The sequence below is a fragment of the Bacillus sp. ABR genome, from assembly GCF_056172715.1.
Window position 1 is genome coordinate 461,093 of record NZ_JAOYSL010000003.1, and the last position, 23,758, is coordinate 484,850.

At 40.6% G+C, this 23,758-nt stretch carries 26 protein-coding genes; 7 read left to right on the plus strand and 19 right to left on the minus strand.

The genetic code is table 11. The features are described from left to right. Positions 1–6: 6 nt before the first annotated feature. The 6 genes from OIT90_RS12395 to OIT90_RS12420 form a co-directional block, all read right to left on the minus strand. Entirely contained in the window at positions 7–303 is a 297-nt protein-coding gene (locus OIT90_RS12395) for an anti-sigma factor family protein (protein WP_144490611.1), read from the minus strand. Beyond that, the gene (locus OIT90_RS12400; RefSeq protein ID WP_039183084.1) at positions 300–818 is read right to left on the minus strand and encodes a sigma-70 family RNA polymerase sigma factor; all 519 of its coding nucleotides are present in this window, start codon (positions 816–818) and stop codon (positions 300–302) included. The genes OIT90_RS12395 and OIT90_RS12400 overlap by 4 nt, the downstream gene beginning before the upstream one ends. Next, positions 818–1,081, minus strand: coding sequence for a hypothetical protein (locus OIT90_RS12405; RefSeq protein WP_058837754.1), 264 nt, complete (start codon positions 1,079–1,081; stop codon positions 818–820). The genes OIT90_RS12400 and OIT90_RS12405 overlap by 1 nt, the downstream gene beginning before the upstream one ends. Further along, complete coding sequence (locus OIT90_RS12410; RefSeq protein WP_474892596.1) at positions 1,071–2,996, minus strand: hypothetical protein; 1,926 nt, start codon at positions 2,994–2,996, stop codon at positions 1,071–1,073. The genes OIT90_RS12405 and OIT90_RS12410 overlap by 11 nt, the downstream gene beginning before the upstream one ends. Positions 2,997–3,107: 111 nt before the next feature. Then, positions 3,108–3,914, minus strand: coding sequence for an inositol monophosphatase family protein (locus tag OIT90_RS12415; protein WP_064498402.1), 807 nt, complete (start codon positions 3,912–3,914; stop codon positions 3,108–3,110). Between the two features lie 133 nt (positions 3,915–4,047). Beyond that, positions 4,048–4,236 carry a hypothetical protein gene (locus OIT90_RS12420; RefSeq protein ID WP_039178243.1) on the minus strand — a complete coding sequence of 63 codons (189 nt, stop codon included), beginning with the start codon at positions 4,234–4,236 and terminating at the stop codon, positions 4,048–4,050. Positions 4,237–4,523: 287 nt separating this feature from the next. On the opposite strand from OIT90_RS12420, the gene OIT90_RS12425 reads away from it, so the two are divergent. Then, the gene (locus tag OIT90_RS12425) at positions 4,524–5,159 is read left to right on the plus strand and encodes a DUF1054 domain-containing protein (protein WP_024426894.1); all 636 of its coding nucleotides are present in this window, start codon (positions 4,524–4,526) and stop codon (positions 5,157–5,159) included. Positions 5,160–5,186: 27 nt separating this feature from the next. Here the strand turns inward: OIT90_RS12425 and OIT90_RS12430 are convergent, their stop codons facing one another. Continuing rightward, a complete protein-coding gene (locus OIT90_RS12430) occupies positions 5,187–5,456 on the minus strand; it encodes a UPF0223 family protein (RefSeq protein WP_474892597.1) in 270 nt (89 codons plus the stop codon). Between the two features lie 190 nt (positions 5,457–5,646). Here OIT90_RS12430 and OIT90_RS12435 point away from each other — a divergent pair, with 190 nt between their 5' ends. Further along, the gene (locus OIT90_RS12435) at positions 5,647–7,119 is read left to right on the plus strand and encodes an aminotransferase class I/II-fold pyridoxal phosphate-dependent enzyme (protein WP_440602228.1); all 1,473 of its coding nucleotides are present in this window, start codon (positions 5,647–5,649) and stop codon (positions 7,117–7,119) included. A gap of 44 nt (positions 7,120–7,163) precedes the next feature. Here the strand turns inward: OIT90_RS12435 and OIT90_RS12440 are convergent, their stop codons facing one another. Next, entirely contained in the window at positions 7,164–7,283 is a 120-nt protein-coding gene (locus tag OIT90_RS12440) for a GapA-binding peptide SR1P (protein ID WP_003212464.1), read from the minus strand. A 316-nt stretch (positions 7,284–7,599) separates the two neighbouring features. On the opposite strand from OIT90_RS12440, the gene OIT90_RS12445 reads away from it, so the two are divergent. Then, the gene (locus OIT90_RS12445) at positions 7,600–7,980 is read left to right on the plus strand and encodes a hypothetical protein (protein ID WP_224929246.1); all 381 of its coding nucleotides are present in this window, start codon (positions 7,600–7,602) and stop codon (positions 7,978–7,980) included. A gap of 124 nt (positions 7,981–8,104) precedes the next feature. On the opposite strand, the gene lpdA is transcribed toward OIT90_RS12445, so the two are convergent. The 5 genes from lpdA to OIT90_RS12470 all read right to left on the minus strand — a co-directional run bounded on the left by lpdA (position 8,105) and on the right by OIT90_RS12470 (position 14,144). Next, on the minus strand, positions 8,105–9,517 hold the full coding sequence (gene lpdA / locus OIT90_RS12450) for a dihydrolipoyl dehydrogenase (protein ID WP_039178233.1): 1,413 nt from the start codon (positions 9,515–9,517) through the stop codon (positions 8,105–8,107). Between the two features lie 4 nt (positions 9,518–9,521). Continuing rightward, the gene (locus OIT90_RS12455; RefSeq protein ID WP_039178229.1) at positions 9,522–10,862 is read right to left on the minus strand and encodes a dihydrolipoamide acetyltransferase family protein; all 1,341 of its coding nucleotides are present in this window, start codon (positions 10,860–10,862) and stop codon (positions 9,522–9,524) included. 107 nt (positions 10,863–10,969) lie between these two features. Next, positions 10,970–11,947, minus strand: a complete 978-nt coding sequence (gene pdhB / locus OIT90_RS12460; RefSeq protein ID WP_039178226.1) for a pyruvate dehydrogenase complex E1 component subunit beta — start codon at positions 11,945–11,947, stop codon at positions 10,970–10,972. Positions 11,948–11,950: 3 nt separating this feature from the next. Beyond that, on the minus strand, positions 11,951–13,066 hold the full coding sequence (pdhA, locus tag OIT90_RS12465; protein WP_039178223.1) for a pyruvate dehydrogenase (acetyl-transferring) E1 component subunit alpha: 1,116 nt from the start codon (positions 13,064–13,066) through the stop codon (positions 11,951–11,953). A 409-nt stretch (positions 13,067–13,475) separates the two neighbouring features. After that, positions 13,476–14,144, minus strand: coding sequence for a YkyA family protein (locus tag OIT90_RS12470; RefSeq protein WP_059377015.1), 669 nt, complete (start codon positions 14,142–14,144; stop codon positions 13,476–13,478). Positions 14,145–14,377: 233 nt separating this feature from the next. Between OIT90_RS12470 and OIT90_RS12475 the strand changes: the two genes are divergently transcribed. Both OIT90_RS12475 and def read left to right on the plus strand, forming a co-directional pair. Beyond that, entirely contained in the window at positions 14,378–14,557 is a 180-nt protein-coding gene (locus tag OIT90_RS12475; protein ID WP_026050085.1) for a YjcZ family sporulation protein, read from the plus strand. 111 nt (positions 14,558–14,668) lie between these two features. Beyond that, a complete protein-coding gene (gene def / locus OIT90_RS12480) occupies positions 14,669–15,226 on the plus strand; it encodes a peptide deformylase (protein WP_024424751.1) in 558 nt (185 codons plus the stop codon). Between the two features lie 38 nt (positions 15,227–15,264). Here def and OIT90_RS12485 read toward each other — a convergent pair whose 3' ends face one another. Beyond that, a complete protein-coding gene (locus OIT90_RS12485; protein WP_059377010.1) occupies positions 15,265–16,044 on the minus strand; it encodes a Cof-type HAD-IIB family hydrolase in 780 nt (259 codons plus the stop codon). A 398-nt stretch (positions 16,045–16,442) separates the two neighbouring features. Between OIT90_RS12485 and OIT90_RS12490 the strand changes: the two genes are divergently transcribed. Continuing rightward, entirely contained in the window at positions 16,443–16,652 is a 210-nt protein-coding gene (locus OIT90_RS12490) for a DNA-dependent RNA polymerase subunit epsilon (RefSeq protein ID WP_008345114.1), read from the plus strand. Between the two features lie 5 nt (positions 16,653–16,657). Continuing rightward, positions 16,658–18,325 carry a ribonuclease J1 gene (gene rnjA / locus OIT90_RS12495; RefSeq protein WP_012009818.1) on the plus strand — a complete coding sequence of 556 codons (1,668 nt, stop codon included), beginning with the start codon at positions 16,658–16,660 and terminating at the stop codon, positions 18,323–18,325. A 92-nt stretch (positions 18,326–18,417) separates the two neighbouring features. On the opposite strand, the gene ade is transcribed toward rnjA, so the two are convergent. From ade to OIT90_RS12520, 5 genes are all read right to left on the minus strand, one after another. Then, entirely contained in the window at positions 18,418–20,148 is a 1,731-nt protein-coding gene (gene ade, locus OIT90_RS12500; protein WP_474892598.1) for an adenine deaminase, read from the minus strand. 262 nt (positions 20,149–20,410) lie between these two features. Continuing rightward, positions 20,411–21,079: a potassium channel family protein gene (locus tag OIT90_RS12505; protein ID WP_008345123.1), complete on the minus strand. Its 669-nt coding sequence runs from the start codon at positions 21,077–21,079 to the stop codon at positions 20,411–20,413. Positions 21,080–21,116: 37 nt separating this feature from the next. Next, the gene (locus OIT90_RS12510; RefSeq protein WP_330545041.1) at positions 21,117–21,953 is read right to left on the minus strand and encodes a gamma-glutamylcyclotransferase family protein; all 837 of its coding nucleotides are present in this window, start codon (positions 21,951–21,953) and stop codon (positions 21,117–21,119) included. Positions 21,954–21,957: 4 nt separating this feature from the next. Then, entirely contained in the window at positions 21,958–23,268 is a 1,311-nt protein-coding gene (locus OIT90_RS12515; RefSeq protein WP_106025219.1) for an ATP-binding protein, read from the minus strand. A 146-nt stretch (positions 23,269–23,414) separates the two neighbouring features. Next, the gene (locus tag OIT90_RS12520) at positions 23,415–23,693 is read right to left on the minus strand and encodes an AbrB/MazE/SpoVT family DNA-binding domain-containing protein (protein ID WP_017359400.1); all 279 of its coding nucleotides are present in this window, start codon (positions 23,691–23,693) and stop codon (positions 23,415–23,417) included. Positions 23,694–23,758 lie beyond the last annotated feature (65 nt).

Here is a 23,758-nt window from a genome sequence, read left to right on the forward strand (position 1 = left end):
GGTTTTTTATTTCAGCCAATAAAGAATAATCATCATGGCGTATCCTATACCAAATGCGATACTTGCTCGATATAACAGCTTGCCATAGTAGCGCTTTTCAAATTTTCTTCTTTCTTCCTTTTCATCTATATATGGCATGAGATCAGGAGTTTGTATAAGGGTTATTGGCTCTTTCATTTCGTGATAAAGATGTTGGCATCTCTCGCAGGATTGTAAGTGCTCTGCAACAATTTTATTTGTTTCTGCACTTGTGTCCCCCTCTATATAAAGTGGTAACAATTCTTCAATCAAATAACAGCTCATTTATTGAACTCCTCACAATGTAGCATTCGCTTCAGCTCTAATCTGGCTCGATGAAGGGTTGTTTTGACTTTAGATAAAGTCCAATTCAAAATTTCAGCTACTTCTTCATATGACAATTCTTGAATATCTCTTAAAATGAGGACCTCCCGGTAGGAATCCTTTAGCTGATAAATATGATGCCACAGCCTTTCTATATCAGCTTGTTTTTCAATGTGATCTTCTGGTGTCGTGAACGACTGCTGCTCTAAGAAATCCATTTCCTCTACGTTCGTAAAAGTCCATTTTACTTTTCGGCGATAATCATTCACAAATGTGTGATACGCAATGGTATAAAGCCATGTTTTCATACTTGAATGTCCCTTAAAGGAGGACAACCCATGCAGTGCCTTCATAAATACGTCCTGTGCAAGGTCCTTGGCTGTTTCCATATTTCCCGTCCGGCGATATAAATATTTAGTGATTTCCTGAAAATATTCTTGATAGATTTTTTCAATTTGCTCTGCTGGTCTGGACATCAAAAATAAAACCACACAGTCATCCAAATCGATAAAACGATAAAAAAGAAGTATAACGAGTAAATAAACCCTTTCATGCGTTTTAACTCGTCATAGTCCTTCTGACCTTCCATCGGCGCTGAGGGCTGCTTTTCACCCGTGACCGCATGCTGAAATTGCTGTTCATGTGCCTTCATCCAGCTAGCTGCCTCGTCTCCCAGATCCCCTTCTTGATACAGTTCGTATAAGTCTTGAAAGATGGCTTGTTTTTCTTTATCTGTCAAAACGATGCACCTCTTTTGTTCGTCCATTCACTTCATAGATTTTATGCTCATTTGATCCGAAGGTTTGTATGATGACAAGCCATGAAATGTCGATGTTCCCTTCTTTGTCGATCATTCTCACAGTTTTTATTTGCTTTTTATAGATCGTATATGGTTTATACCTTTTAAGTACTTGCTGATAGACGTCCTCACGATCTTGATTAGATACTGCGTGCGGGATAGAAGAAGCAACTTGCACTCTCAACTCAATTCCATCATCCCCTTTAAACAGATTGACGACATGAGAGGAGCGTTTAAATGTATATTGTTTACTTTCACTAGTGCCTATTTCTTTCCTTACGTCTTTTGGTGTTTTCCCTATAATCTTTAACAAATCTTCATCGCTGACGTTCCCTTTTTTCTGTTGAAGAAACGCTTTTGACAGCTTGAAGCTGATGACTTCATTTGATGAGCCATTAAACAGAAACTCCGATTGATCTTTTGTTGTGACCCTCACTTCATGCTGCCAATCAAAATAAAATTCATCAATGCCTGTGATTTGATAAGCTGGCGGCTTGAGGTTTAAATGTTTATAAATACTGTTGATCCTGTTTTTTATCTCCGTTTCTGTTAAATGGATTCCGTCAATATCCTTTAATTGAAAGATGGCGTTTACGTATTGCGCTTGTCGAAGCGTCCCTTTTTCCCAGGTGGCAGACGCTAAACTGTCCTCTTCATTCTGAGACATTTTTGGCAGAAGAAGAACGTTCGTCTCTCCATCCTCTTTTTGTACAGTCAATTGAATGCGATTGAGATCTATTGACCTTCCGCTTCTTTCGAAAAATTCAATGGTCTTTTGCCTATATTCTTTATCGGTCAGTTCCTTTCCCTCTACACGACCTCGATAAGAATATTCGCTTAATTCACCTGTAAACGGAGAAATATTCACTTCATACTGATCATCTGCAAACACGTAATGATAAGGGATAGGCTGATGACTAGCATTTAAATACAGCGATTGATTCTCCGGTACAAACTTTGAAGCGAATGCTTTTGCACTTGCTGCTGATAAAGGGCGATATTCTTCCGAGAAAGTATCTACCAATTCCGTTTTGGTGAATTGGAACATGGTATGAGGGATATTAATAATCGGATTGAGTAATAGCAGAAATAAGACAGCTATACAACCAGCGCCCCACTGCCTTAATCTCACTTTGTCCCGCAGTAAAGCAGATAACAAATAAATCGTCATAAAGCTTCCTGCTGCTGCCGCTAAAATGACAATCGATTTAAATGTAGATTGAAGTTCATACTTCGAAATAGAAGGATAAAAAATATAAAGCAGGGCTGCAAAAATTAGGCCATAGAACAACAGCAATCCCTTCCACTTCCAGTGCCAAAACAAGCGAAAGAAAAGATGCAGTACTAAAGCGGCAAAGCCAGCCATAACCAAAATGGTGATCAGATCTCTCCATACTAGCCCCATATCACCGCTAAGAAAGAACTTTTTGCTTTCAGCAAACACAATAAACACGGTTTGACATAAAGGCAGAAGTAATACAGATAAATCAAAAGCAAAAAACATGCCTTTATTTTTTAAATAAGGAAGAGTAATCACATAGTACAGTGATGCAAGCAAAACATACCCATAAATGAGAAATTGCATGAAATCTGTCAGCACTTCAAATGTTTCGATCGTATACTGTCTAGCTAGGACTTGGTGGATCATTTCAACTGTTATTCCGCCAAGCAGAACAACTCTTAATACGATTCCAGCATAAAATACATAACCACTCTTCTTTTCTTTCCATAGCGGAAGTGTCATGAAAAGAACAAATAGTCCAAGTACACACCATTGAATGATGCGGATACTATACTCATTTAAAATAAAATACCTTTCAAAATGGAGCGATAAATCACTAAACAAATCAAACATTGATACACAATCCTTTACATAAAATTAAGGCCTCATTCGTATAGACATTCGCCTTACCAAAAAGTTTCAGGAAAAACAAAAAATCACTTCATTCTCATGAAGTGATTCCGTTTATTTTTTATTTCCGCTTCCTTTTATGTAATCATGCAAGATTTTTTCACAAATGGATCGATTTCCGGCGACTATGCTGTTTTTATCTAGGAACGTAAGACGTTCTCCGTGAATATTTGAGTAAACAGCCCCTACTTCATCAAGCAGTACGCAGCCCGCTGCATAATCCCATGGCGCAAGCCTTAACGTGACATATGCGTCACTTCTGCCGCTTGCAATATAAGCAAGCTCAAGGGCAGCGGATCCAATCGTTCGTGTCCCTCTCACATCACGCACAAGACGGGCAAATGGTTTGGCGTCAAAATAAGGGCTTTCGATCGCCCATGTCGGATTAATCCCCACAATGGCTTTTTCAATTTCCACATCTTTTAATCGAGGGAGCAGGGTATCGTTCATATAAGCTCCTTCTCCTTTGATGGCATGGTAGAGCTCGTCATGAATAACGTCATAAATAAGACCGATTTTCCCAACACCATTTTCAAATATCCCGATTGAAATGGCAAAGTTGCGTTTTTGATGGACAAAGTTCATTGTGCCATCGATCGGATCAATAATCCACACAATCCCATCGAGTGAGGTCACCTCTTCCCCTTGTCCCTCTTCTCCTAAAATGTGATGGTCTGAAAATGTCGACTGTATTTTTCCAATAAAAAAACGCTCTGTTTCTTTATCGATATTCGTGACAAGATCATTTGGATTTGATTTTGTTTCAATTGATAGACCTTCCTGCATGGACGCTTTAATACGGCTCCCTGCTTCTTTTACCCAGAGCTTTGCAAGACGGTCAATTTCCACCCAGTTTGTCATCAGATTGTAAACCTCTTTTCTATGTAGGACCTATTTGTAATAGCATACTGATATTATGTACGTAAAAGCAAGAAAAAAGCAGCTTCATACAAAAACGAACCGATGAATTGGTTCGTTTTTACCTCACGCTGTTTTACCCTTGAAGCTGCTCCCATTCTTTTCTTAGGCGCTCAAGCTTTCGTTTGCTGCGTTCGATTTGGATGTCATCTTTATGCTCGATGGCTTCATGAAGCGTAGAAAGCTCATAATCAACCTCTAATCTCCACACAGCGATGCGATTCTTCTTCTCCTGCCTATACCCCTGCTTCACGATTTGCTTCATTGGTCAACGCCCCTTCCAGAGAATGATTCATTCCTTGTCAGTTTTCATTGATAAAAAATTCAATCGATAAGAGAAATGGTTCTTGCTTATATCGTATGAAGCGATCGCATAACCGCAACGACATTCTGAAAATTGTGTCTTTACCTATTTATTATGTACCACAAAATTGATGATTTTAAACGCTGCGCCACGACCTTCATAAACTTTGATCTAACGGTGCATCTTTTTTTGAGCTTGACCCAAGCTATGATAAAATATGATCAGCGAAAAGATACAGGAGGCATAACATGAGTGAAATGCGTTTTAGAGATGAAGATTTTGAAACATTCACAGTTGATGGTTTAGATGAACGAATGACTGTATTAAAAGAAAGAGTCCGTCCAAAGCTTGAGGCACTTGGCGAACATTTTGCACCACTTCTTTCTTCTATTACAGGAGACGAAATGTTTGTACACGTTGCAAAGCATGCTAGAAGATCTGTTAACCCGCCAAATGATACGTGGGTTGCTTTTGCAAACAGTAAGCGCGGATACAAAAAACTCCCTCATTTTCAAATCGGGCTTTGGAAAACACATGTCTTTGTCTGGTTTGCACTCATTTATGAATCTCCAGTAAAAGGTGAGTACGGCCAGCTATTTGAAAAGGAGCTAGACACCATCCAGCAGAAAATACCGCAAGATTTTGTTTGGTCTAAAGATCATATGAAACCAGATGTCATGCGTCACAGCGAACTAGATTCCGAACAGCTGAAAACGCTGTTTGAACGTGTTCAAACAGTCAAGAAAGCCGAGCTTCTTTGCGGCATTCAGCTACCGAGAGAAGAAGTCGTGCAAATGAATAATGAAGAATTCCTCTCGAAAATCGAAAATGCCTTCCGCACATTGACGTATCTATACCGTTTTACACAGAAAGAATCTGTATGAAAAAACGAGCCCTTTTAGGCTCGTTTTTTACATGCGTATAATAGCAGTCACTTCTGCCTCTCTTGCGGTTTTTACTGCATGATAAGGGGAATACCCGCTTCCCTTTTCAAACGCCGCACAATGCGTTTTTTCCTCTGCTTTTGATGGCACAACCTCTTTAAATCGTTTATAAGCGTCTAATAACTCCTGCTTCGCAATTCCTTTTTCGTAGGCTTTTTCAACAGCCTGAAAAAATGAAATGACCGCAATCTTTTCCTCTGTCGTCCAGTCGACATCCATTGGATATTGATATTCCATTTACTTGTCCCTCACTTTAATACTCATTTCTGATTTGAACTTTTATTATAGCATCTGTTTGATCAGAAACCGATTGATTTTATGCTTTACATTCCGATCAGTTCATAATATAATTCTTTTGTTTTATGCAATGAAATCTGCTGTAATTGGCACAATAATAGCAGGTATTTCGATGAAGGTGGGAAAGCAATTGTCACAACATGATACACCCTTATACACTGGACTAAAAAAACACGCAGCAACCAATCCAGTCCAATTTCACATTCCAGGCCATAAAAAAGGAGCCGGAATGGATCCTGAATTTAGAGCATTCATTGGCGACAATGCATTAAGCATTGACCTCATTAATATAGAACCTCTCGATGATTTACATTCACCTCGAGGGATGATAAAAGAAGCACAGGAGCTTGCTGCTGAAGCCTTCGGTGCTGATCATACGTTTTTCTCTATTCAAGGAACAAGCGGCGCCATCATGACAATGGTGATGACGGTATGCGGACCTGGAGATAAAATTATCGTTCCTCGTAACGTTCATAAATCAATTATGTCCGCGATTGTATTTTCTGGCGCCATTCCTGTTTTTATTCACCCAGAAATAGACAAAGAGCTTGGCATCTCTCACGGTATTACACCTGAATCAGCCAAAAAGGCGCTCACTGAGCATCCAGATGCGAAAGGTTTACTTGTCATTAATCCAACGTATTTTGGTATTTCAGCAGACTTAAAATCAATCGTAGACATTGCCCATTCATTTGATGTGCCTGTCCTTGTCGATGAAGCACACGGTGTGCATATTCATTTTCATGATGAGCTTCCCCTCTCTGCGATGCAGGCAGGTGCCGACATGGCAGCAACAAGTGTCCATAAACTCGGCGGCTCTCTTACGCAAAGCTCTATTTTAAATATGAAGGAAGGGCTTGTTTCAAAAGACCGCGTGCAATCGATTTTGAGTATGCTGACGACAACATCCACTTCTTATTTGCTCTTAGCGTCACTGGATGTCGCTCGAAAACGATTAGCCACTGAAGGAAAGGCACTAGCTGATGAAGCCATTCGTTTGGCTGAATCAGCGAGAGACCGCTTGAATCAAATTGACGGTATTAGCTGCATTGGCAAGGAAATACTTGGATCAGCTTCTACTTACGATTATGACCCAACGAAATTAATTATCTCCATTAAAGACCTTGGGTTAAACGGACATGATGTCGAAAAATGGCTGAGAGAAAGCTATCGAATTGAAGTAGAACTCTCTGACCTTTATAATATTTTATGTATCGTAACCCCTGGCGATTCAGATGAGACAATTGATACGCTCGTGACGGCGATGCAGGAAATTGCCGCAGTCTCTACTCGTGATGGCGGCAAACAAGCGGTAACAGAGGTACTGCTGCCTGATATCCCATCGCTTGCTATGACGCCGCGTGACGCCTTTTATGCCACAACAGAAGTCGTTCCTTTTAAGGAAGCAGTCGGCCGCATCACCGCAGAGTTTGTGATGGTGTATCCGCCAGGTATTCCAATTTTTATACCAGGTGAAATTATCACAGAAGAAAATATATCGTATATCTTTAAAAATATTGAAATTGGCCTCCCTGTCCAAGGACCTGAAGATTCAACGCTTGAAATGATCCGTGTGATTAAGGAACAAAAACCAATTTTATAAAAAAGAAACATGCAGCCCCAAATGGAGCTGCATGCTTTTTTTATTTATTCAGAGGCTTCATCACAGCAATGACAGTGACCGCACGTTCCGTATAGCGTTGTCACTTTTTCATTTTCAAATTGATCAATGGTTTCATTGCAATCTTGACAAATAATTGTACCCACGTACATTCCCCTTTTCTTCATTCATAGTTTGAAAGCGTTTGATCTATTTCATATCTCTATAATATGATGTCACATTTAAGTTGTCAACGGTTAATTGTATGACACATTTAATCATTTTTTATAAATATGTGCTTTTTTCTCATCATATTGAGGGAACGTTTCAATTGTATTTTGCTTCATATCAATTCTGTAACAATTGAGTAACAATCGAAAATTGTCAAAAGGGACATGATACACTAGAGTGACTAACAGGGAACAAGCTCCTAAAAATGTTGGGACAACCCCAAATGATTTTGAGGTGAATAGATTGAATTTTATGAGGACACTTCTCATTATATTCCCCATGCTCTTTGTACTTAGTTCATGCTCATTTGCGTATATCATACCGACTCAGACCGACCAAGTCAGTCATATTCAAAAACCGAGAATTCTCTTTTTTACTGATGCAGAAAACCTTGATAAAGAAAGCCCTTATTATGATGCAGTCCTCGATTTAAAGAATGAATACCCTAAGGAAATGTCAAAAATGATTGTGAAAGAAGATCGTAAAGGCTGGAAAAATGAAGTTGATGAACTGCCGGCTATTTTACTTGTCAATGATGAAAAAGTCATCGTGAAGGTTGAAGGAAATGTTCGCAGTAAACAGGAGATCTTATCGCCCTTATGCCATGCTTTAGACCGCGTCAATACAAACTAATGATATTTTCCTTGCACTTATATATAACCATATGAAAAAACCCCTCACCTCATGAGGGGTTTTTCATATGGTGTTCAGGGCGCAAAAAAACCCTCTCCATCAAGGAGAGGGTTTCATAGGTTCATTATTTTACGATGTGGATTGGGCTTCCAATTGCTACTTCAGCCGTTTCCATTGTAATTTCACCTAATGTTGGGTGAGCATGAATTGTCATAGCGATGTCTTCAGCAGTCACTCCAGCTTCGATTGCAAGGCTAAGCTCTGAAATCATATCAGAAGCGCCAACACCTGCGATTTGAGCACCGATAACTAGACCATCCTCTTTACGAGTGATCATTTTCATGAAGCCATCAGTTGCATCAAGAGAAAGTGCACGTCCGTTCGCTGCGAATGGGAATTTCGCTGCAACGATTTCGATTCCTTCTGCTTTTGCTTCTGCTTCAGTGTATCCAACAGTTGCAAGTTCTGGCTCAGAGAATACAACAGCAGGAATACCAAGGTAATCAATTTCAGCTGGCTCTCCAGCGATTGCTTCAGCTGCAATTTTACCTTCGTAAGAAGCTTTGTGTGCAAGTGGTGGTCCATCAACGATGTCACCAATTGCATAGATGTTAGATACGCTTGTACGGCATTGTTTGTCTGTTTTGACAACTCCGCGGTCAGTCAATTCAACACCAACTTGCTCAAGACCAAGCTCATCAGTGTTTGGACGACGACCAACAGTCACAAGTACGTAATCAGCATCAACTGTTTTTTCTTCACCTTTTACTTCGAATGTAACAGTGACACCATCAGATTTTTCTTCAACGCCTTTTGCAAGAGCGTTTGTATGGATTTCAACGTTTCCTTTTTTCTTCAGGTTACGTTTAACCAATGAGCTCATTTGCTTTTCGAAACCTGGAAGGATTTCGTCTCCACCTTCAAGGATCACAACTTCTGTTCCAAAGTTTGCATAAGCAGTACCAAGCTCAGTACCGATGTATCCACCACCGATAACAACTAACTTTTTAGGTACTTCTTTAAGCGCTAAAGCACCAGTTGAGTTGATCACGCGGTCTGTGTATTTAAAAGTAGGCAATTCGATTGGACGAGATCCAGTAGCAAGAATTGCATTTTTGAAAGTGTAAGTCTGTGCTGAATTTTCATCCATTACACGTACAGAGTTGCTGTCTACGAAATAAGCTTCACCTTTAACGATGTCTACTTTATTTCCTTTAAGAAGACCTTGAACTCCACCTGTTAATTTGTTTACAACAGAAGCTTTCCACTCTTGAACTTTTGTGAAATCAACTGTTACGTTTTCAGCTTTGATACCCATGTCTTCAGAATGCTTAGCATTTTCGAAACGATGGCCAGCATTGATTAATGCTTTTGAAGGAATACAACCAACGTTTAGACATACACCGCCAAGTGTTCCTTTTTCAACGATTGTTACTTTTTGTCCAAGCTGTGCAGCACGAATAGCAGCTACATATCCACCAGGACCTGCACCGATGACAAGAGTATCTGTTTCGATTGGGAAATCTCCTACTACCATGACATTACGCCTCCATTAAAATTAATTGTGGATCATTCAATAAACGCTTGATGTGGTTAAGGGCATTTTGCGCAGTAGCTCCGTCAATCATACGGTGGTCAAAGCTTAGGGAAAGAGCTAAGACTGGAGCTGCAACGATTTCGCCATCACGAACAACCGCTTTCTCAGCGATACGGCCAATACCAAGGATCGCTACTTCTGGGTGGTTGATGACTGGAGTAAACCATTGTCCACCAGCAGAACCGATGTTTGTGATTGTGCAAGATGCACCTTTCATTTCAGCTGGAGCCAATTTACCATCACGTGCTTTTGTTGCAAGCTCGTTGATTTCGTTAGACACTTCGAAAATTGCTTTGCGATCTGCATTTTTCACAACTGGAACGAGCAAGCCTTTTTCAGTATCAGCTGCAATTCCGATGTTGTAGTAATGCTTTTGAACAACTTCATCCGTTTTATCATCGATAGAAGTGTTAAGTACTGGGTACTTTTTCAAAGCAGAAGTTAGAGCTTTTACAACGTAAGGCAAGTAAGTTAACTTGATTCCTTGATCAGCTGCAACTTGTTTGAATTGTTTACGATGTGCAACAAGGTTTGTTACATCAACTTCATCCATTAATGTTACGTGAGGAGCTGTATGCTTAGAGTTCACCATTGCTTTCGCGATTGCTTTGCGGATTCCGCTCATTTTCTCGCGAGTTTCTGGGAATTCTCCTTCAAGAACTGGAGCTGCTGCCGCTTTAGGAGCTGCTTCTTCTTTCGCACTTTCAGCTGCTTGAGGTGCTGCTGCTGGAGCTGCAGAACCACCATTAACGAAGCTGTCGATATCTTCTTTTAACACACGTCCGTTTTTACCAGAACCTGCAACTTTGTAAATTTCAACGCCTTTTTCACGAGCATATTTACGTACAGATGGCATAGCGATCACGCGTTTGTTTGGATCAGCATCTACTTGCTCTTGTGCGCCTGCACCAGTTGCTGCTGCCGCTTCTTCTTGTGCTACTTCTTTCTTCTCTGGCTCGTTACCAGCTTCAGCAGTACCTTGTACTTGAGCTTCAGTTTTTGCTTCGCCTTCTTCTTCGCTGCCTTTAAATTGAAGATTTTCGTAACCAGGTGCATCAAACGTAATGATTGTTTGTCCTACAGTTGCAACTGTTCCCTCTTCAACTTTTAATTCTAATACTTTTCCTTTAACAGGTGAAGGAATTTCTACAACTGCTTTATCATTTTGTACCTCTGCTAAAACGTCATCTTCATTGATTTCGTCGTTTGGTTTAACAAACCACTTAACGATCTCACCTTCGTGGATACCTTCTCCGATGTCCGGAAGTTTAAATTCAAATGCCACTGTTTTTCGCCTCCTAGATTTTGTTGAACCCTTGTTGTGTATGTTTACACGGTCATGTAATTGATAAAGGGGAAGAGAAATAAATTCTTTTCCCCTCTGTCATTTAATTAAAATTCAAGAACTTTTTTCGCTGTTTCAAGTACATCTTTATGGTTTGGAAGCCATACGCTCTCAGCTTGAGAGAAAGCAAATACAGTATCAGGTGCAGCTACACGAAGTACTGGTGCTTCCAGGCTAAGGATCGCTCTGTCATTGATTTCAGCTACTACGTTTGCAGCAATACCAGCTTGTTTTTGTGCTTCTTGAACAACGATCGCACGGCCTGTTTTTTCAACAGAAGCGATGATTGTTTCAATATCAAGCGGGCTTACTGTGCGAAGGTCGATAACTTCAGCAGAAACGCCTTCTTTTTCTAGCTCTTCAGCAGCTTTTAGTGATTCGTGAACCATTGCACCGTAAGTGATGATTGAAAGGTCAGTACCTTCACGTTTCACGTCAGCTTTACCGATTTCAATTGTGTACTCTTCTTCAGGAACTTCCTGACGGAAAGAACGATAAAGTTTCATATGCTCAAGGAACACTACAGGATCGTTGTCACGAATTGCAGAAATTAAAAGTCCTTTTGCATCATAAGGTGTTGAAGGAATGACAACCTTGATACCAGGCTGTTGTGCGATAAGACCTTCTAAGCTGTCAGCGTGAAGCTCAGGTGTGTGAACTCCTCCACCGAATGGAGAACGGATTGTCACTGGAGAATGCCAGCGTCCGCCAGAACGGTAACGCATACGAGCCATTTGTCCAGAAACAGAATCTAATACTTCGTAAACGAATCCGAAGAATTGAATTTCCATTACTGGGCGGAATTCTTGTAGTCCAAGGCCAATTGCAAGACCGCCAATACCAGATTCAGCAAGTGGAGTATCGAATACACGATCCTCACCAAACTCTTTTTGCAATCCTTCAGTCGCACGGAATACGCCGCCGTTTTTACCAACGTCTTCTCCGAAAACGAGAACGTTTTCGTCATTTTTCAGTTCTGTGCGTAACGCATCAGTGATCGCTTGAATCATTGTCATTTGCGCCATGGCTTACTTCGACTCCTTCTGTTTGTAAATTTCAAGCTGTTCAACTAAGTTGAATGGTTTCACATCGTACATGTTTTCAATCAAGTCAGTGACTTTTTGCTTAGGCTGTTCGTCAGCTTCTTTGATCGCTTGTTTGATTTGTTCTTTTGCATCTTCGATCACTTTATTCTCTTCTTCTTCAGACCATAGGCCTTTGTTTTCCAAGAATTTGCGGTAGCGTACCAATGGATCTTTTTGCTCCCACTCGTTTTCATCTTCTTTTGTACGATATCTTGTTGGATCGTCACCAGCCATTGTATGTGGGCCGTAACGGAATGTAAGAGTTTCGATTAATGTTGGACCTTCACCATTTACAGCGCGCTCACGAGCTTCAGCAGTTGCTGCATAAACAGCTAATGCATCCATACCGTCAACTTGTACGCCTACGATACCAGCTGCAGCTGCTTTTTGTGCAATTGTTTGTGCAGCAGACTGCTTTTCAACAGGTGTAGAGATCGCATATCTGTTGTTTTGGACAACAAAAATCGCTGGCGCTTTGTAAGCCCCTGCAAAGTTAATACCTTCGTAGAAATCACCTTGTGAAGCTCCACCGTCACCAGTGTAAGTGATTGCAACAGCTTTTTTACCGCGCTTTTTCAAACCAAGAGCTACACCAGCAGCTTGAATGATTTGTGCACCGATAATGATTTGCGGTGAAAGTGCATTCACATCATCAGGCATTTGGTTACCAACAAAGTGTCCGCGAGAGAACAAGAATGCTTTTGTTAGCGGAAGACCATGCCAGATTAATTGTGGTACATCACGATATCCTGGAAGAATGAAATCTTCTTTCTCAAGTGCAAAGTGAGTTGCAAGCTGAGAAGCCTCTTGTCCAGCTGTTGGCGCATAGAAGCCAAGACGTCCTTGACGGTTCAATGAAATTGAACGTTGATCTAATACACGTGTAAACACCATACGGCGCATTAATTCTTTTAATTGGTCATCTGAAAGATCCGGCATTGCCGCTTCGTTTACGACTTCGCCTTTTTCGTTTAAAATTTGAAACGTTTCAAACTGCTTTTTGATGGCATCAAATTGCTTTTTGCTATCAACAATTGCTTTTTTTGTTTTTGCAGCCATTCTAAAGTCACCTCTTCCTTTCTTTTAACAGTCCATTTGTCGTGAATCCATTTATACATACAGATATAGGATAACCCAAAATACTCATATGACTCCTGTATATAATAGCCACTAAGATCGTTGTCGAAACATAGGTTGACCACTCTTTTTTGAGTCCTTCTAACTGTATTAACGATAGTTCACAAAAAACTAATACAACTTCTGTTAACAAGGAATAGTTTACAACAAGAAAAATAGTCCGTCAATTGATTTAACGGCTTTATTTAAATAAATGTATTCGCTTTACTTTTTATGGTGAACTGTATCAATCTGTTTAACAAACAACCTAATCTGTACTAGTATAGAGTGTACTACTGTACTACAATAGAAAATGTTTGTTTTTGTCGAAAAATAAAAAAAGAGCTGTTTTTCAGCTCTTTTTTGACTCTTGTTCTGCTGCTTTATACAAAGCCTTTTTATGATCATTCAATTGATCTGTATATCGATTGAACTTCTTACTTTCTTTTCTGACTTTGCTATATGAACGATTGACGGTCTTCAGCTTAGACTTCAGCTCTTCATATCCTAGATCCTTTTTCTTTAAAGATTGATACAAATGCTGATCTTGTTTCAGCGCCTTTTGATACTCCTTGTATAGCTGATCATATGATGCATATCGTTTCTCGATCGATTTGACTGTTTGATCTGCTTTCTCTTTTAACTCGGCATCTTGCAATCGTGCGGCAGATTCCTTTACCGTATTCAATTCTTTTTTCGATTCATCCATGCTGTCTTTTTCTGTTTTTAAATGTTCTTCTCGTTTCGCTGCCGATGCTAATGCCTGATCAGAAAGGCTTGACACTGTTTTTGTATGGTCCTTTGTTGTTTGAATCATTTTTGTATACAGCTTCTGCTCTTTTTTCTCATAGCTTTGCAGTGTACCTTGCTCTTTTTCGAAGGAAGCTTCTTTTTCACTCATTTTCGTCATCGCATCCTGCATGTCATTGAATGGATTTTGACCTCCGCATCCTGTCAGCAAAAGGGTACATATCCCCGCTAAAGCAGCACCTGCTTTCATGCTTCTTTTCATCTGTCTCATCACAAGGTCCCCCTTTACATCTCCACATACCACTATAATTTTTATAGGCGTTTGTGACAAGGAAAGAGATAAATCTGATGAGACGGAGAAGATTTTTTTCAAGCAATAGGCTCATGACTATACAAATAGTGCATTCATACATAGTTTATATTACACGCTTCGCCTTCACTTATGAAAGGCCGAGTGTATTTCCAAAGGAGGTCAAAAGTATGTCTAATTATAGTCATGGAAGTATGTATGGTGGATACGGCGGTTACGGGTATGGATACGGCGGCGGCTGTTGTTACCCAAGTTATGGCGGTGGATACGGATGCGGATACGGCGGCGGACGTACATTCGCTTTAATCGTTGTGCTTTTCATCCTATTAATCATCGTTGGCGCAGCATTCTTAGGCGGCGGTGGCTGCTGCTAAGGCTGTTTAAGCCTCTGACCGGTCTCAAAGGACCGGTCTTCTTTATTTCATTGCATATGTTGTGTATCATTTTATATACTTTACATACAAAGGAAATAGGAGTGAAGTTTTGTGATTACCATGGATGATATCGTAAGGGACGGACATCCCGTCTTAAGACAAACAGCTGAAGCGGTCGAGCTCCCGCCGACAGAGGAGGAAAAACAGCAATTAGCTGACATGATCGAATTCGTCAAAAACAGTCAGGATGCTGACATTGCTGAAAAATACGGACTAAGACCCGGCGTTGGATTAGCTGCTCCGCAGATCAATATTAGTAAACGGATGATCGCAGTTCACTGTGAGGATGAAGACGGAGAAGAATACAGCTATGCTCTGTTCAACCCGCGTATTGTCAGTCATTCAGTCAAAAGAGCTTATTTAGCTACTGGTGAAGGCTGTTTATCAGTTGATGAAGCCATCCCTGGATTTGTTCCTCGATATCAAAAAATCAGGGTGAAGGCCACAACGCTTGAAGGAGAGGACATTGATATCCGTTTAAAAGGATTCCCTGCTATTGTCTTTCAGCATGAAATTGACCATTTAAATGGCATTATGTTTTATGATCATATTCAAAAGGATCAGCCATTCGCTGAGCCAGAAAACTCTGTTGCGATTGGCAGATCATAACATAAAAAAGAAGACCCCACATCTAAGGGTCTTCTTTTTTATTCTTCAATAAGGCCAAGATGGGTCACTGCATGGAATATGCCGTCCTCATCTACTGGCTTTGTCACAAAATCAGCCAATGCTTTCAGTTCACTCACAGCATTTCCCATCGCAACGCCTGTTCCAGCAAACGAAATCATTTCTCTATCGTTCAGTCCGTCTCCAAAGGCAATGGTATCCTTTTGATCGTAAGGAAGTCTTTCGATGACTCGTTTGATGCCTTCAGCTTTTGATCCGCCTTTTGGCAGAACATCTGTTGACAGCTCATGCCATCTGACAAGGTCAATCTCATTGTAGAATGCCTTATATTGCTCTTCCTCTTCTGCCTTACAAAATAACAGCATTTGAAAAATGTCGTTTTCTTTAAAGAAAGACAAATCGTGCTCAGGATGCTCTGTTTTTAAAGTACCGATTCCTTCATGGATAAACGGATGGTTCGGCACAGACGCCTTCATCGTTTCTTCTCCCATAAAAACAAGCGGATGATCATGACGATCCGCTGTCTCATAAATCCGCTCCATCAGCTCCTGCTTCAGCGGATTACCGTAAATAACATCTCCCTCATACATGACATACTGACCGTTATAAGCAATGAATGAGTCAAGCCCTAATTCTTCTAAAATGGGCTGAATCAGAAAAGGAGAACGCCCAGATGCAATAAAGAGATGATGACCTTTTTCTTTTAATAAATGAACCGCTCGCTTCGTTGACTCAGGTATATTTTTATCATGGTCATATAAAGTACCGTCGATATCAAAGAAGATGACTTTTTTATTCATATCTCGCCCTCCTGTCCTTTGTTATGTATATACACTCCCTTTCATCATACAGAAAGATTTCCGCTTTCGAAACCAAATCCTTTTGAAAACGCCTATTTTCCCACATATATCCATGTAACATTCATTGGAAACATCATATAATACAAGTATATAGAGAGAGCGGAATACGCTGTTTAAGCTTACTTTAAACCGAAAGGAGGCGGCCTGTGATGCTTCGTCGTCTGCGCAAGAAAATTCGAAGACAATGGAAGGACATGCTTCGTAAAAAATCGATTGCTTAAAGGGATCTTTCGCACATTTGCCGAAGGTCCTTTTTTCTCAGAGACTTTTCTTATGCGCGTTTTTTTAATATAATAGAATAAGCGAGTGTAACATACGGTATTTAAGGAGAGATTTGGATGATATATAAGGTATTTTTTCAGGCAAGTACTACTGAGGTACCTGTAAGAGAACACACAGATTCACTATACGTTGAAGCGGTTTCTGAAAGAGACGTACGCGATAAGTTGAAAAAACATAACTACAACATTGAATTCATTCAGCCTGTAGACGGTGCTTTTTTAGACTATGAACGAGAAAGTGAAAATTTTAAAGTATTGGAGCTATGAGAGGAATGAAATTTGTAAAAAACGATCAGGCGGCAGTTTTTGCGCTCGGCGGTTTAGGCGAGATCGGTAAAAACACGTATGGCGTTCAATTTCAAGATGAAATCATTTTAATTGATGCTGGTATTAAGTTTCCTGAAGATGAGCTTCTTGGAATTGACTACGTCATCCCTGACTATACGTACTTAGTTAAAAACGAAGATAAAATCAAAGGTCTTTTCATCACTCACGGACATGAAGATCACATCGGCGGTATCCCTTACCTTCTCAAGCAAGTGAATATTCCAGTTTACGGCGGCAAACTCGCAATCGGCCTACTTCGTAATAAATTGGAAGAGCATGGTCTCTTGAGACAAACAAAACTTCACATTTTTGAAGAAGAAGATACCATTAAATTTAGAAAAACAGCTGTGTCTTTCTTTAGAACGACACACAGTATTCCAGATTCTTATGGAATTGTCGTCAAGACACCTCCTGGGAACATCGTACATACAGGTGATTTCAAGTTTGACTTTACTCCTGTTGGCGAGCCTGCCAATTTAACCAAAATGGCTGAGATCGGAAAAGAAGGCGTACTTTGTCTTTTATCTGATAGTACAAACAGTGAAATCCCAGAATTTACGATGTCTGAAAGACGTGTAGGTGAAAGCATTGATGACATCTTTAGAAAAGTCGACGGACGTATCATCTTTGCCACGTTTGCTTCAAACATTCACAGACTTCAGCAAGTGATTGAGTCTGCTGTTGCCAACGGCAGAAAAGTCGCTGTATTTGGACGCAGTATGGAGTCTGCTATTGATATTGGACAAGATCTTGGCTATATTAAATGTCCAAAAAACACGTTTATCGAACATAATGAAATCAACCGCCTTCCAGCAAACAAAGTAACCATTCTTTGTACTGGTAGCCAGGGTGAACCGATGGCAGCTCTTTCTCGTATTGCGAACGGTACTCACCGCCAGATTTCGATTAACCCTGGAGACACTGTTGTCTTCTCATCTTCACCAATCCCAGGTAACAATATTAGCGTAAGCCGCACCATTAACCAGCTTTATCGTGCAGGCGCTGAGGTCATTCATGGCTCGCTTAATAATATTCATACATCTGGTCACGGCGGACAAGAAGAACAAAAACTGATGCTCCGTTTAATTAAACCAAAATTCTTTATGCCGATTCACGGTGAATACCGCATGCAAAAAACGCATATCAAGCTTGCGAATGACTGCGGCATCCCTGAGGAAAACTGCTTTATCATGGATAACGGTGAAGTTCTTGCACTGAAAGGTGACGAAGCAAGTGTCGCTGGCAAAATTCCATCAGGCAACGTGTATATCGATGGAAGCGGTATTGGCGATATCGGAAACATCGTTTTAAGAGACCGCCGCATTCTTTCTGAAGAGGGTCTTGTCATTGTAGTCGTCAGCATGGACATGAAAGAATTCAAAATCTCTGCTGGACCTGATTTGATCTCAAGAGGTTTTGTCTACATGAGAGAATCTGGAGACCTTATCAACGATGCACAGGATTTAATTTCAAAGCATCTTGAAAAAGTAATGGAACGTAAGACAACTCAGTGGTCTGAAATCAAGAACGAAATTACTGACACTCTTGCACCTTTCCTTTATGAAAAAACAAGACGCCGTCCAATGATCTTACCGATTATTATGGAAGTGTAATCACAAAAAAGAGACACAAGCCGCTTGGCTGTGTCTCTTTTTTTCACCATTCATTGAAAAAACCGCATATATACATATGCGGTTTCTCTTTTTTATGATTGAATTGGGAGGTGCTGAAAGCTTCTGACATCAAACAAACCCTTTGTCGTCATTTTCACATCAGGAATGACTGGGAGTGCCAAGAAGGACAGCGTCAAAAATGGATTAAAGTCTAAATTAAAGCCTGTTTCTTTTAACGCTTCATGGAGCGCATGAAGGCTTTCATTTACAAGATGTGCCGGCTGATCTGAAAGTAAACCAGATATCGGTAATGGCAGCGTATGAAGAGACTCGCCATTTTTGACAACAGTCAAACCGCCGCCTGCTTCTTTTAACACATCAATGGCTTTTAAGATATCAGCATCATTTGTGCCAACCGCAATTAAATTGTGGGAATCATGCGCAACCGTTGTTGCAATTGCGCCCTTTTCTAATCCAAAGCCGCTGACAACCCCTATCCCCATTTCAGATAAGCCTTGATGGCGTTCGACAAGCACCATTTTTAATACATCTCTTTCTGTATCACTAGTGAATTGTCCGTTCGTTTCTGAAGGAGAGACTTGTTCTAATTTTGTTTCTAGCTGATTCGGAATAATGCGGATCACATTCATTTTTTGATGAGCTGTGATAGGTAGTGCCAGATCTTGCTCTTGAACGTCTATAGTATGAACAGATTGTAATAATGCTGGACTCGGTACAATTTTTTCGACACTTGGCTTGTACTCTCCATGCTGCGCCACCAATTCTCCTGCAATAAATACGCTGGTGATGTCGACTTGATGAAGATCAGAGACGAGCATAAAATCAGCATCAAAGCCTGGCGCAATGGCTCCCTTTGTTTTGAGGCCAAAACACTCTGCTGCGTTTAAACTTCCCATTTGATACGCTAAAAATGGGTCTAACCCTTCTTTTATAGACATACGTACTTGTTCGTCAATACTTCCCTCTGACATTAAATCATCTAAATGTTTATCATCGGTACAAAAGAAAAAACGTCTCGCATTCTTTTCATTCACAGCTGGTAAAACGTTTTTCACGTTTTTGGCAACAGAGCCTTCTCTTAGCATGACATACATACCTCGTTTTACACGTTCAAGGGCTTCGCTGGCTGTTGTTACCTCATGATCTGTTTGGACACTTGCTGTGCGGTAAACGTTTATTAATCGGTCTGTTAAGCCTGCTAGATGGCCATCAATCAGTTTATGTTCGTTTTGTGCATCAAGCAGTTTTTGAAGCATATCTTCTTCTGCCTGCTCTACACCGACGTAATCCATCACCTCAGCAAGACCAAGAACCTCTTTCTCTTGATACAAAGGCTTTAAATCTTTCGCTTTTAAAACAGCACCTGATCGTTCAAAACTGACTGCCGGTACGCAGGATGGCAGCATGAAATAAATATTTAAGGCAGCTTTTCTCGCTTCTTCCAGCATAAAACGGATGCCTGAGATCCCTGACACATTGGCAATTTCATGCGGGTCTGTTACGACAGTTGTCACGCCGTGAGGGACGACAGCTTTGGAGAATTCAGCAGGGGTCACCATAGAGGACTCGATATGAACGTGGCCATCAATAAAACCGGGTACAAGCATTTGACCTGCTGCATCCAGCTCCTGTTCTCCCTCGTACTCTCCAATCCCTACTATTTGTCCATTTTCAACAGCGACATCAGCGTCTATCCATTCCTGGTTAAACACGTCCATAACCTTCGCATGTTTAATCACTAGGGCTGCTCTTTTTCTCTTTGCAGCTACTTCAATTTGATGTCTGAAAAGCTCCTTATCCAACGACACTGCCTCCTCCAAGTAAACAATATAATGTTTCTTATCGTAAACGAATCTGTTTGCTCAGTCAATGACATTTAGAGAAAATCATCCAGATAAAAAGGCTGATTTTTATTTCTGAATAGTGATAATTGCACGAAAAATATGATGATTGACTTTTGCTGTTTATGCAGAACAAAACAGCCCTTTTTTAGTGTCTTCTTCTCTCCTCACTGTCCGTCCTGTGTGTACACAACAATATAAAAAACACCCCGCTCCGGAGTGTTTAATAATCGTTCTGCATTTCTCGTTTTTCAAAGCGTCCAATATCGGCTACTGCCCCGATGACAATGAGAATATCTTCTTTTTGAATCATTTCATCTGCGAGTGGTGAAACAATCACTTCTTTCCCACGCTTTATCGCCACAATATTAATGCCATATCTCGCTCTAATATCGAGATCTAAAAGAGAATGCCCTGCAAGCCTGCTGTTGGCAACAATTTCAATGAGGCTGTACTCATCTGACAGCTCCAGATAATCTAATACGTTGTTGGAGATGATTTTATGTGCAATTCGTCTGCCCATGTCTCGCTCTGGATGAACGATGCGATCAGCCCCAATTTTATTTAGTACCTTTTCGTGATAGTCGTTTTGCGCCTTTACTGTGACCATTTTGACGCCAAGCTCTTTCAGCATAATCGTCGTTAAAATACTGGCCTGAATGTTTTCACCTATCGCAACGATGACATGATCAAAATTACGAATACCGAGATTTTTTAAAACCGATTCGTCTGTCGAATCGCCAATGACCGCATGTGAAGCAATTTTCGCGTATTCGTTCACTCGATCTTCATTCATATCCATGGCCATGACTTCAAGTCCTTCTTCGCTCAGCGCTTTGCAAATACTTCCGCCAAAGCGTCCAAGACCAATGACTGCATATTCCTTTTTCATGTTCAGACTCCTTTTATCTCACTTACCATGCATTTTACTACGGTTTGATTAATGAATCCATATGCGAGCGAATTTTTTTACGGAACGCTTCACTTAAGTAAAGGTCTGCTCCTTTTTCAATTTCACTGCGGTAATGACCTGGTGGAGCAATTTCTTCGCTCTTTTGAAGAACAAGAAAGGTTAAACAGTCCTCATATATTTGGTCACCTATTTTAACATCCACAAAAGCTGGACGATATGTGCCCTCATATACGCCTTCTCGTTTGTACAAATATCGAATGGCATCAAAAGGAACCTCATATAAAACGCCCTCTGTTTCTCCGCCGTCTTCTACCATATCGGCTCTTGACCCATCAGGCCTCACCAATGTAAATCTAGTTGTAAAGCCGTTCAGAGCACCACCGCCGATGATTTGTTTAAAATAATGATCGACTTCTGCCAGTTTAAATCTTGCATCATCCATACAAGAGCCATAGGCAAAATAATAGAAGGATGCCGGCCTCTGCTGCCATAGTCTATATTCCTTCCAGCAGCCACTCTCGATTTCCTTCAGCGCTGATGCCTTCTGTTTTGGTAAAGTGTATGTAATAGCCGCCACCAGCCCCCGGTCTGTCATGACATCGACCACCTGCTTGTCATACCCTTCCTCAAGTAAATCTATCTTATTCAGCGTGCTTGCGGTTACCTCGTACAATTCTCCATATACTGTGCTTTTTTCTTCTGGAACGCACGCAGGGTATCCTTGACCTGTATCATAGATTTTGCCGCTGATCCAAGCTGATTTAGCTAATAGTCTGCTTTCTTTCATATATGTCTCGTGGTGTTCTTCATGCTGCAGAAGCGTCCCATATACAAATAAAGCTTTCGCCTTCATGAAATCACGTCCTCTCGCCTTGCTGCTGTCTGCTTTTTTGACACACAGGTAAATAGATATGAAAAGTTGTACCTTTTCCCAGCTCACTGACCACATCCATCCTACCGTGATGATCTTTTAAAATCGTTGCACAGATGGTGAGGCCAAGTCCCGTCCCTTCTGTTTTCGTGGAGAAGAAAGGATCATATATTTTCTGAATATCCTCTTCAGACATCCCTTTTCCTTCATCTTGAATGGTAATTTTCCATTCGTTCATCACTTTTTCTGTTGATATGTATATGCTGCCGCCTTCAGGCATTGCCTCAATGGCATTTTTGATTAAATTAATGAACAGCTGCTTCATTTGATTAGCGTCTGCTAAAATAGCGCCGGCATCCTGCTTTTTAAATGGCTGTTTGAGATCAATATTCGAAAGGACTGCATTGGTTTTTAGCAATGTAATGACCTGCTCTAACAGTCCATGAAGCTGAACTTCTTGAAAATGGACCGACTGCGGCTTTGCCAGCACAAGCAGTTCACTTAAAACAAAATCAATCCGTTTAATTTCGGAAAAGATAATGTCAAAATAATCGGTTCTTTCAGGATATTGAGTTTTCATCAGCTGCAAAAAGCCGTTTACTGAGGTCAGCGGATTTCTGACTTCATGGGCGATTCCAGCGGCGATTTGTCCTGCAACGGCCAGCTTTTGCGCCTGCATTTGCAATTGTTGATTTGACCTTTCAAGCTCAAGCTTTGCCAGCTTTTGTTTTGTAATATCTGCAACTGTTCCAATTCCTCCAGTAAACTGATGCTCTTCATCAAAGTAGAGCTTATAATGTACGTCTCCCCATACTTTCTTCCCCTCTTTATGAAGAAGCTGGAGCTCGATCCGTCCTGAATCTTTATGCTCTTTGATGACAGATGACAAATGCTGAATAACTCTTTCTTCTTGATCAAAGTACTGATTGTACATCGTACCTAGACATTCATCTATGTCATAGCCGGTCATTTGTTTCCATGCTTGATTTAAGAAAATGATTTTCCCTTTTTCATCTGTTTCAAAGACGATTTCCTGCAAGTTATCTGTAATTCGATTCAGCCGCTCTGTCAGTTCGTGTGCTTCTTTTTCTCTCTTATTTAGATCTGACACAAATAAATTCAAGCGGTCTACATACCCTGAGACAACCCAGATCCCTGCTAACACAACGACTGTAAAGGCTAAATCGAGCGGCCAATTAATTTGATAGCCGCCTAGATAATAAAAGAAATCCCAGCTTATGATTAAGATAAATGCAAGAACAGATAACACGATCCGCACTTGATATGTTTTGTTCAAATGATTCCACCTGCCGCCCTGAGATTCTTTGTCAATTGTACCATTTTCCACTTATTTTTTGAGGGAGATGGGGCATTTTTAAGGAACTTTTTTTAAAAGAAAAATAGCCTGTTCTCAGCACAAAGGAAGAGATCAGGCTATTTCGATTACTGCTGAAGAGCTTCTTGCAGCTCTTTTAACAGCAGTTCTGCGCCTTCAGCGCTTAATGTAATTTGACCATTTCCGTATTCATGGTTCTCTGATGTAATCTCACCAGTCATGAGACAAACGCCCTCTGGTTGATATTTTTTCAAGACGATTTTATCTCCATCTATAAAAAATTCCATACTGTCTTTAATAGCGATATCAAGTGCTCTTCTCAATTCGATTGGCATCACAATACGCCCTAGTTCATCTACTTTTCTTACGACTCCGATAGATTTCAATTTCGTTCCCTCTTTCTTTCATTAGCTCAAGATCAATCTGTTTTTCACCAATTGATATATCGTAG

What these genes read in the sequence shown, in the direction of transcription:
- OIT90_RS12430 (WP_474892597.1), bottom strand. Translation starts at nt 5,456, where the DNA reads ATGGAATATCAATATCCAATGGATGTCGACTGGACGACAGAGGAAAAG.
- pdhA (WP_039178223.1), bottom strand. Translation starts at nt 13,066, where the DNA reads ATGGCTGCAAAAACAAAAAAAGCAATTGTTGATAGCAAAAAGCAATTT.
- OIT90_RS12505 (WP_008345123.1), bottom strand. Translation starts at nt 21,079, where the DNA reads ATGAAAAAGGAATATGCAGTCATTGGTCTTGGACGCTTTGGCGGAAGT.
- OIT90_RS12470 (WP_059377015.1), bottom strand. Translation starts at nt 14,144, where the DNA reads ATGAGACAGATGAAAAGAAGCATGAAAGCAGGTGCTGCTTTAGCGGGG.
- OIT90_RS12415 (WP_064498402.1), bottom strand. Translation starts at nt 3,914, where the DNA reads ATGACAAACTGGGTGGAAATTGACCGTCTTGCAAAGCTCTGGGTAAAA.
- OIT90_RS12425 (WP_024426894.1), top strand. Translation starts at nt 4,524, where the DNA reads ATGAGTGAAATGCGTTTTAGAGATGAAGATTTTGAAACATTCACAGTT.
- OIT90_RS12420 (WP_039178243.1), bottom strand. Translation starts at nt 4,236, where the DNA reads ATGAAGCAAATCGTGAAGCAGGGGTATAGGCAGGAGAAGAAGAATCGC.
- OIT90_RS12485 (WP_059377010.1), bottom strand. Translation starts at nt 16,044, where the DNA reads ATGAATAAAAAAGTCATCTTCTTTGATATCGACGGTACTTTATATGAC.
- lpdA (WP_039178233.1), bottom strand. Translation starts at nt 9,517, where the DNA reads ATGGTAGTAGGAGATTTCCCAATCGAAACAGATACTCTTGTCATCGGT.
- OIT90_RS12490 (WP_008345114.1), top strand. Translation starts at nt 16,443, where the DNA reads ATGATATATAAGGTATTTTTTCAGGCAAGTACTACTGAGGTACCTGTA.
- rnjA (WP_012009818.1), top strand. Translation starts at nt 16,658, where the DNA reads ATGAAATTTGTAAAAAACGATCAGGCGGCAGTTTTTGCGCTCGGCGGT.
- OIT90_RS12410 (WP_474892596.1), bottom strand. Translation starts at nt 2,996, where the DNA reads ATGTTTGATTTGTTTAGTGATTTATCGCTCCATTTTGAAAGGTATTTT.
- OIT90_RS12510 (WP_330545041.1), bottom strand. Translation starts at nt 21,953, where the DNA reads ATGAAGGCGAAAGCTTTATTTGTATATGGGACGCTTCTGCAGCATGAA.
- OIT90_RS12445 (WP_224929246.1), top strand. Translation starts at nt 7,600, where the DNA reads ATGAGGACACTTCTCATTATATTCCCCATGCTCTTTGTACTTAGTTCA.
- OIT90_RS12395 (WP_144490611.1), bottom strand. Translation starts at nt 303, where the DNA reads ATGAGCTGTTATTTGATTGAAGAATTGTTACCACTTTATATAGAGGGG.
- OIT90_RS12400 (WP_039183084.1), bottom strand. Translation starts at nt 818, where the DNA reads ATGTCCAGACCAGCAGAGCAAATTGAAAAAATCTATCAAGAATATTTT.
- pdhB (WP_039178226.1), bottom strand. Translation starts at nt 11,947, where the DNA reads ATGGCGCAAATGACAATGATTCAAGCGATCACTGATGCGTTACGCACA.
- OIT90_RS12475 (WP_026050085.1), top strand. Translation starts at nt 14,378, where the DNA reads ATGTATGGTGGATACGGCGGTTACGGGTATGGATACGGCGGCGGCTGT.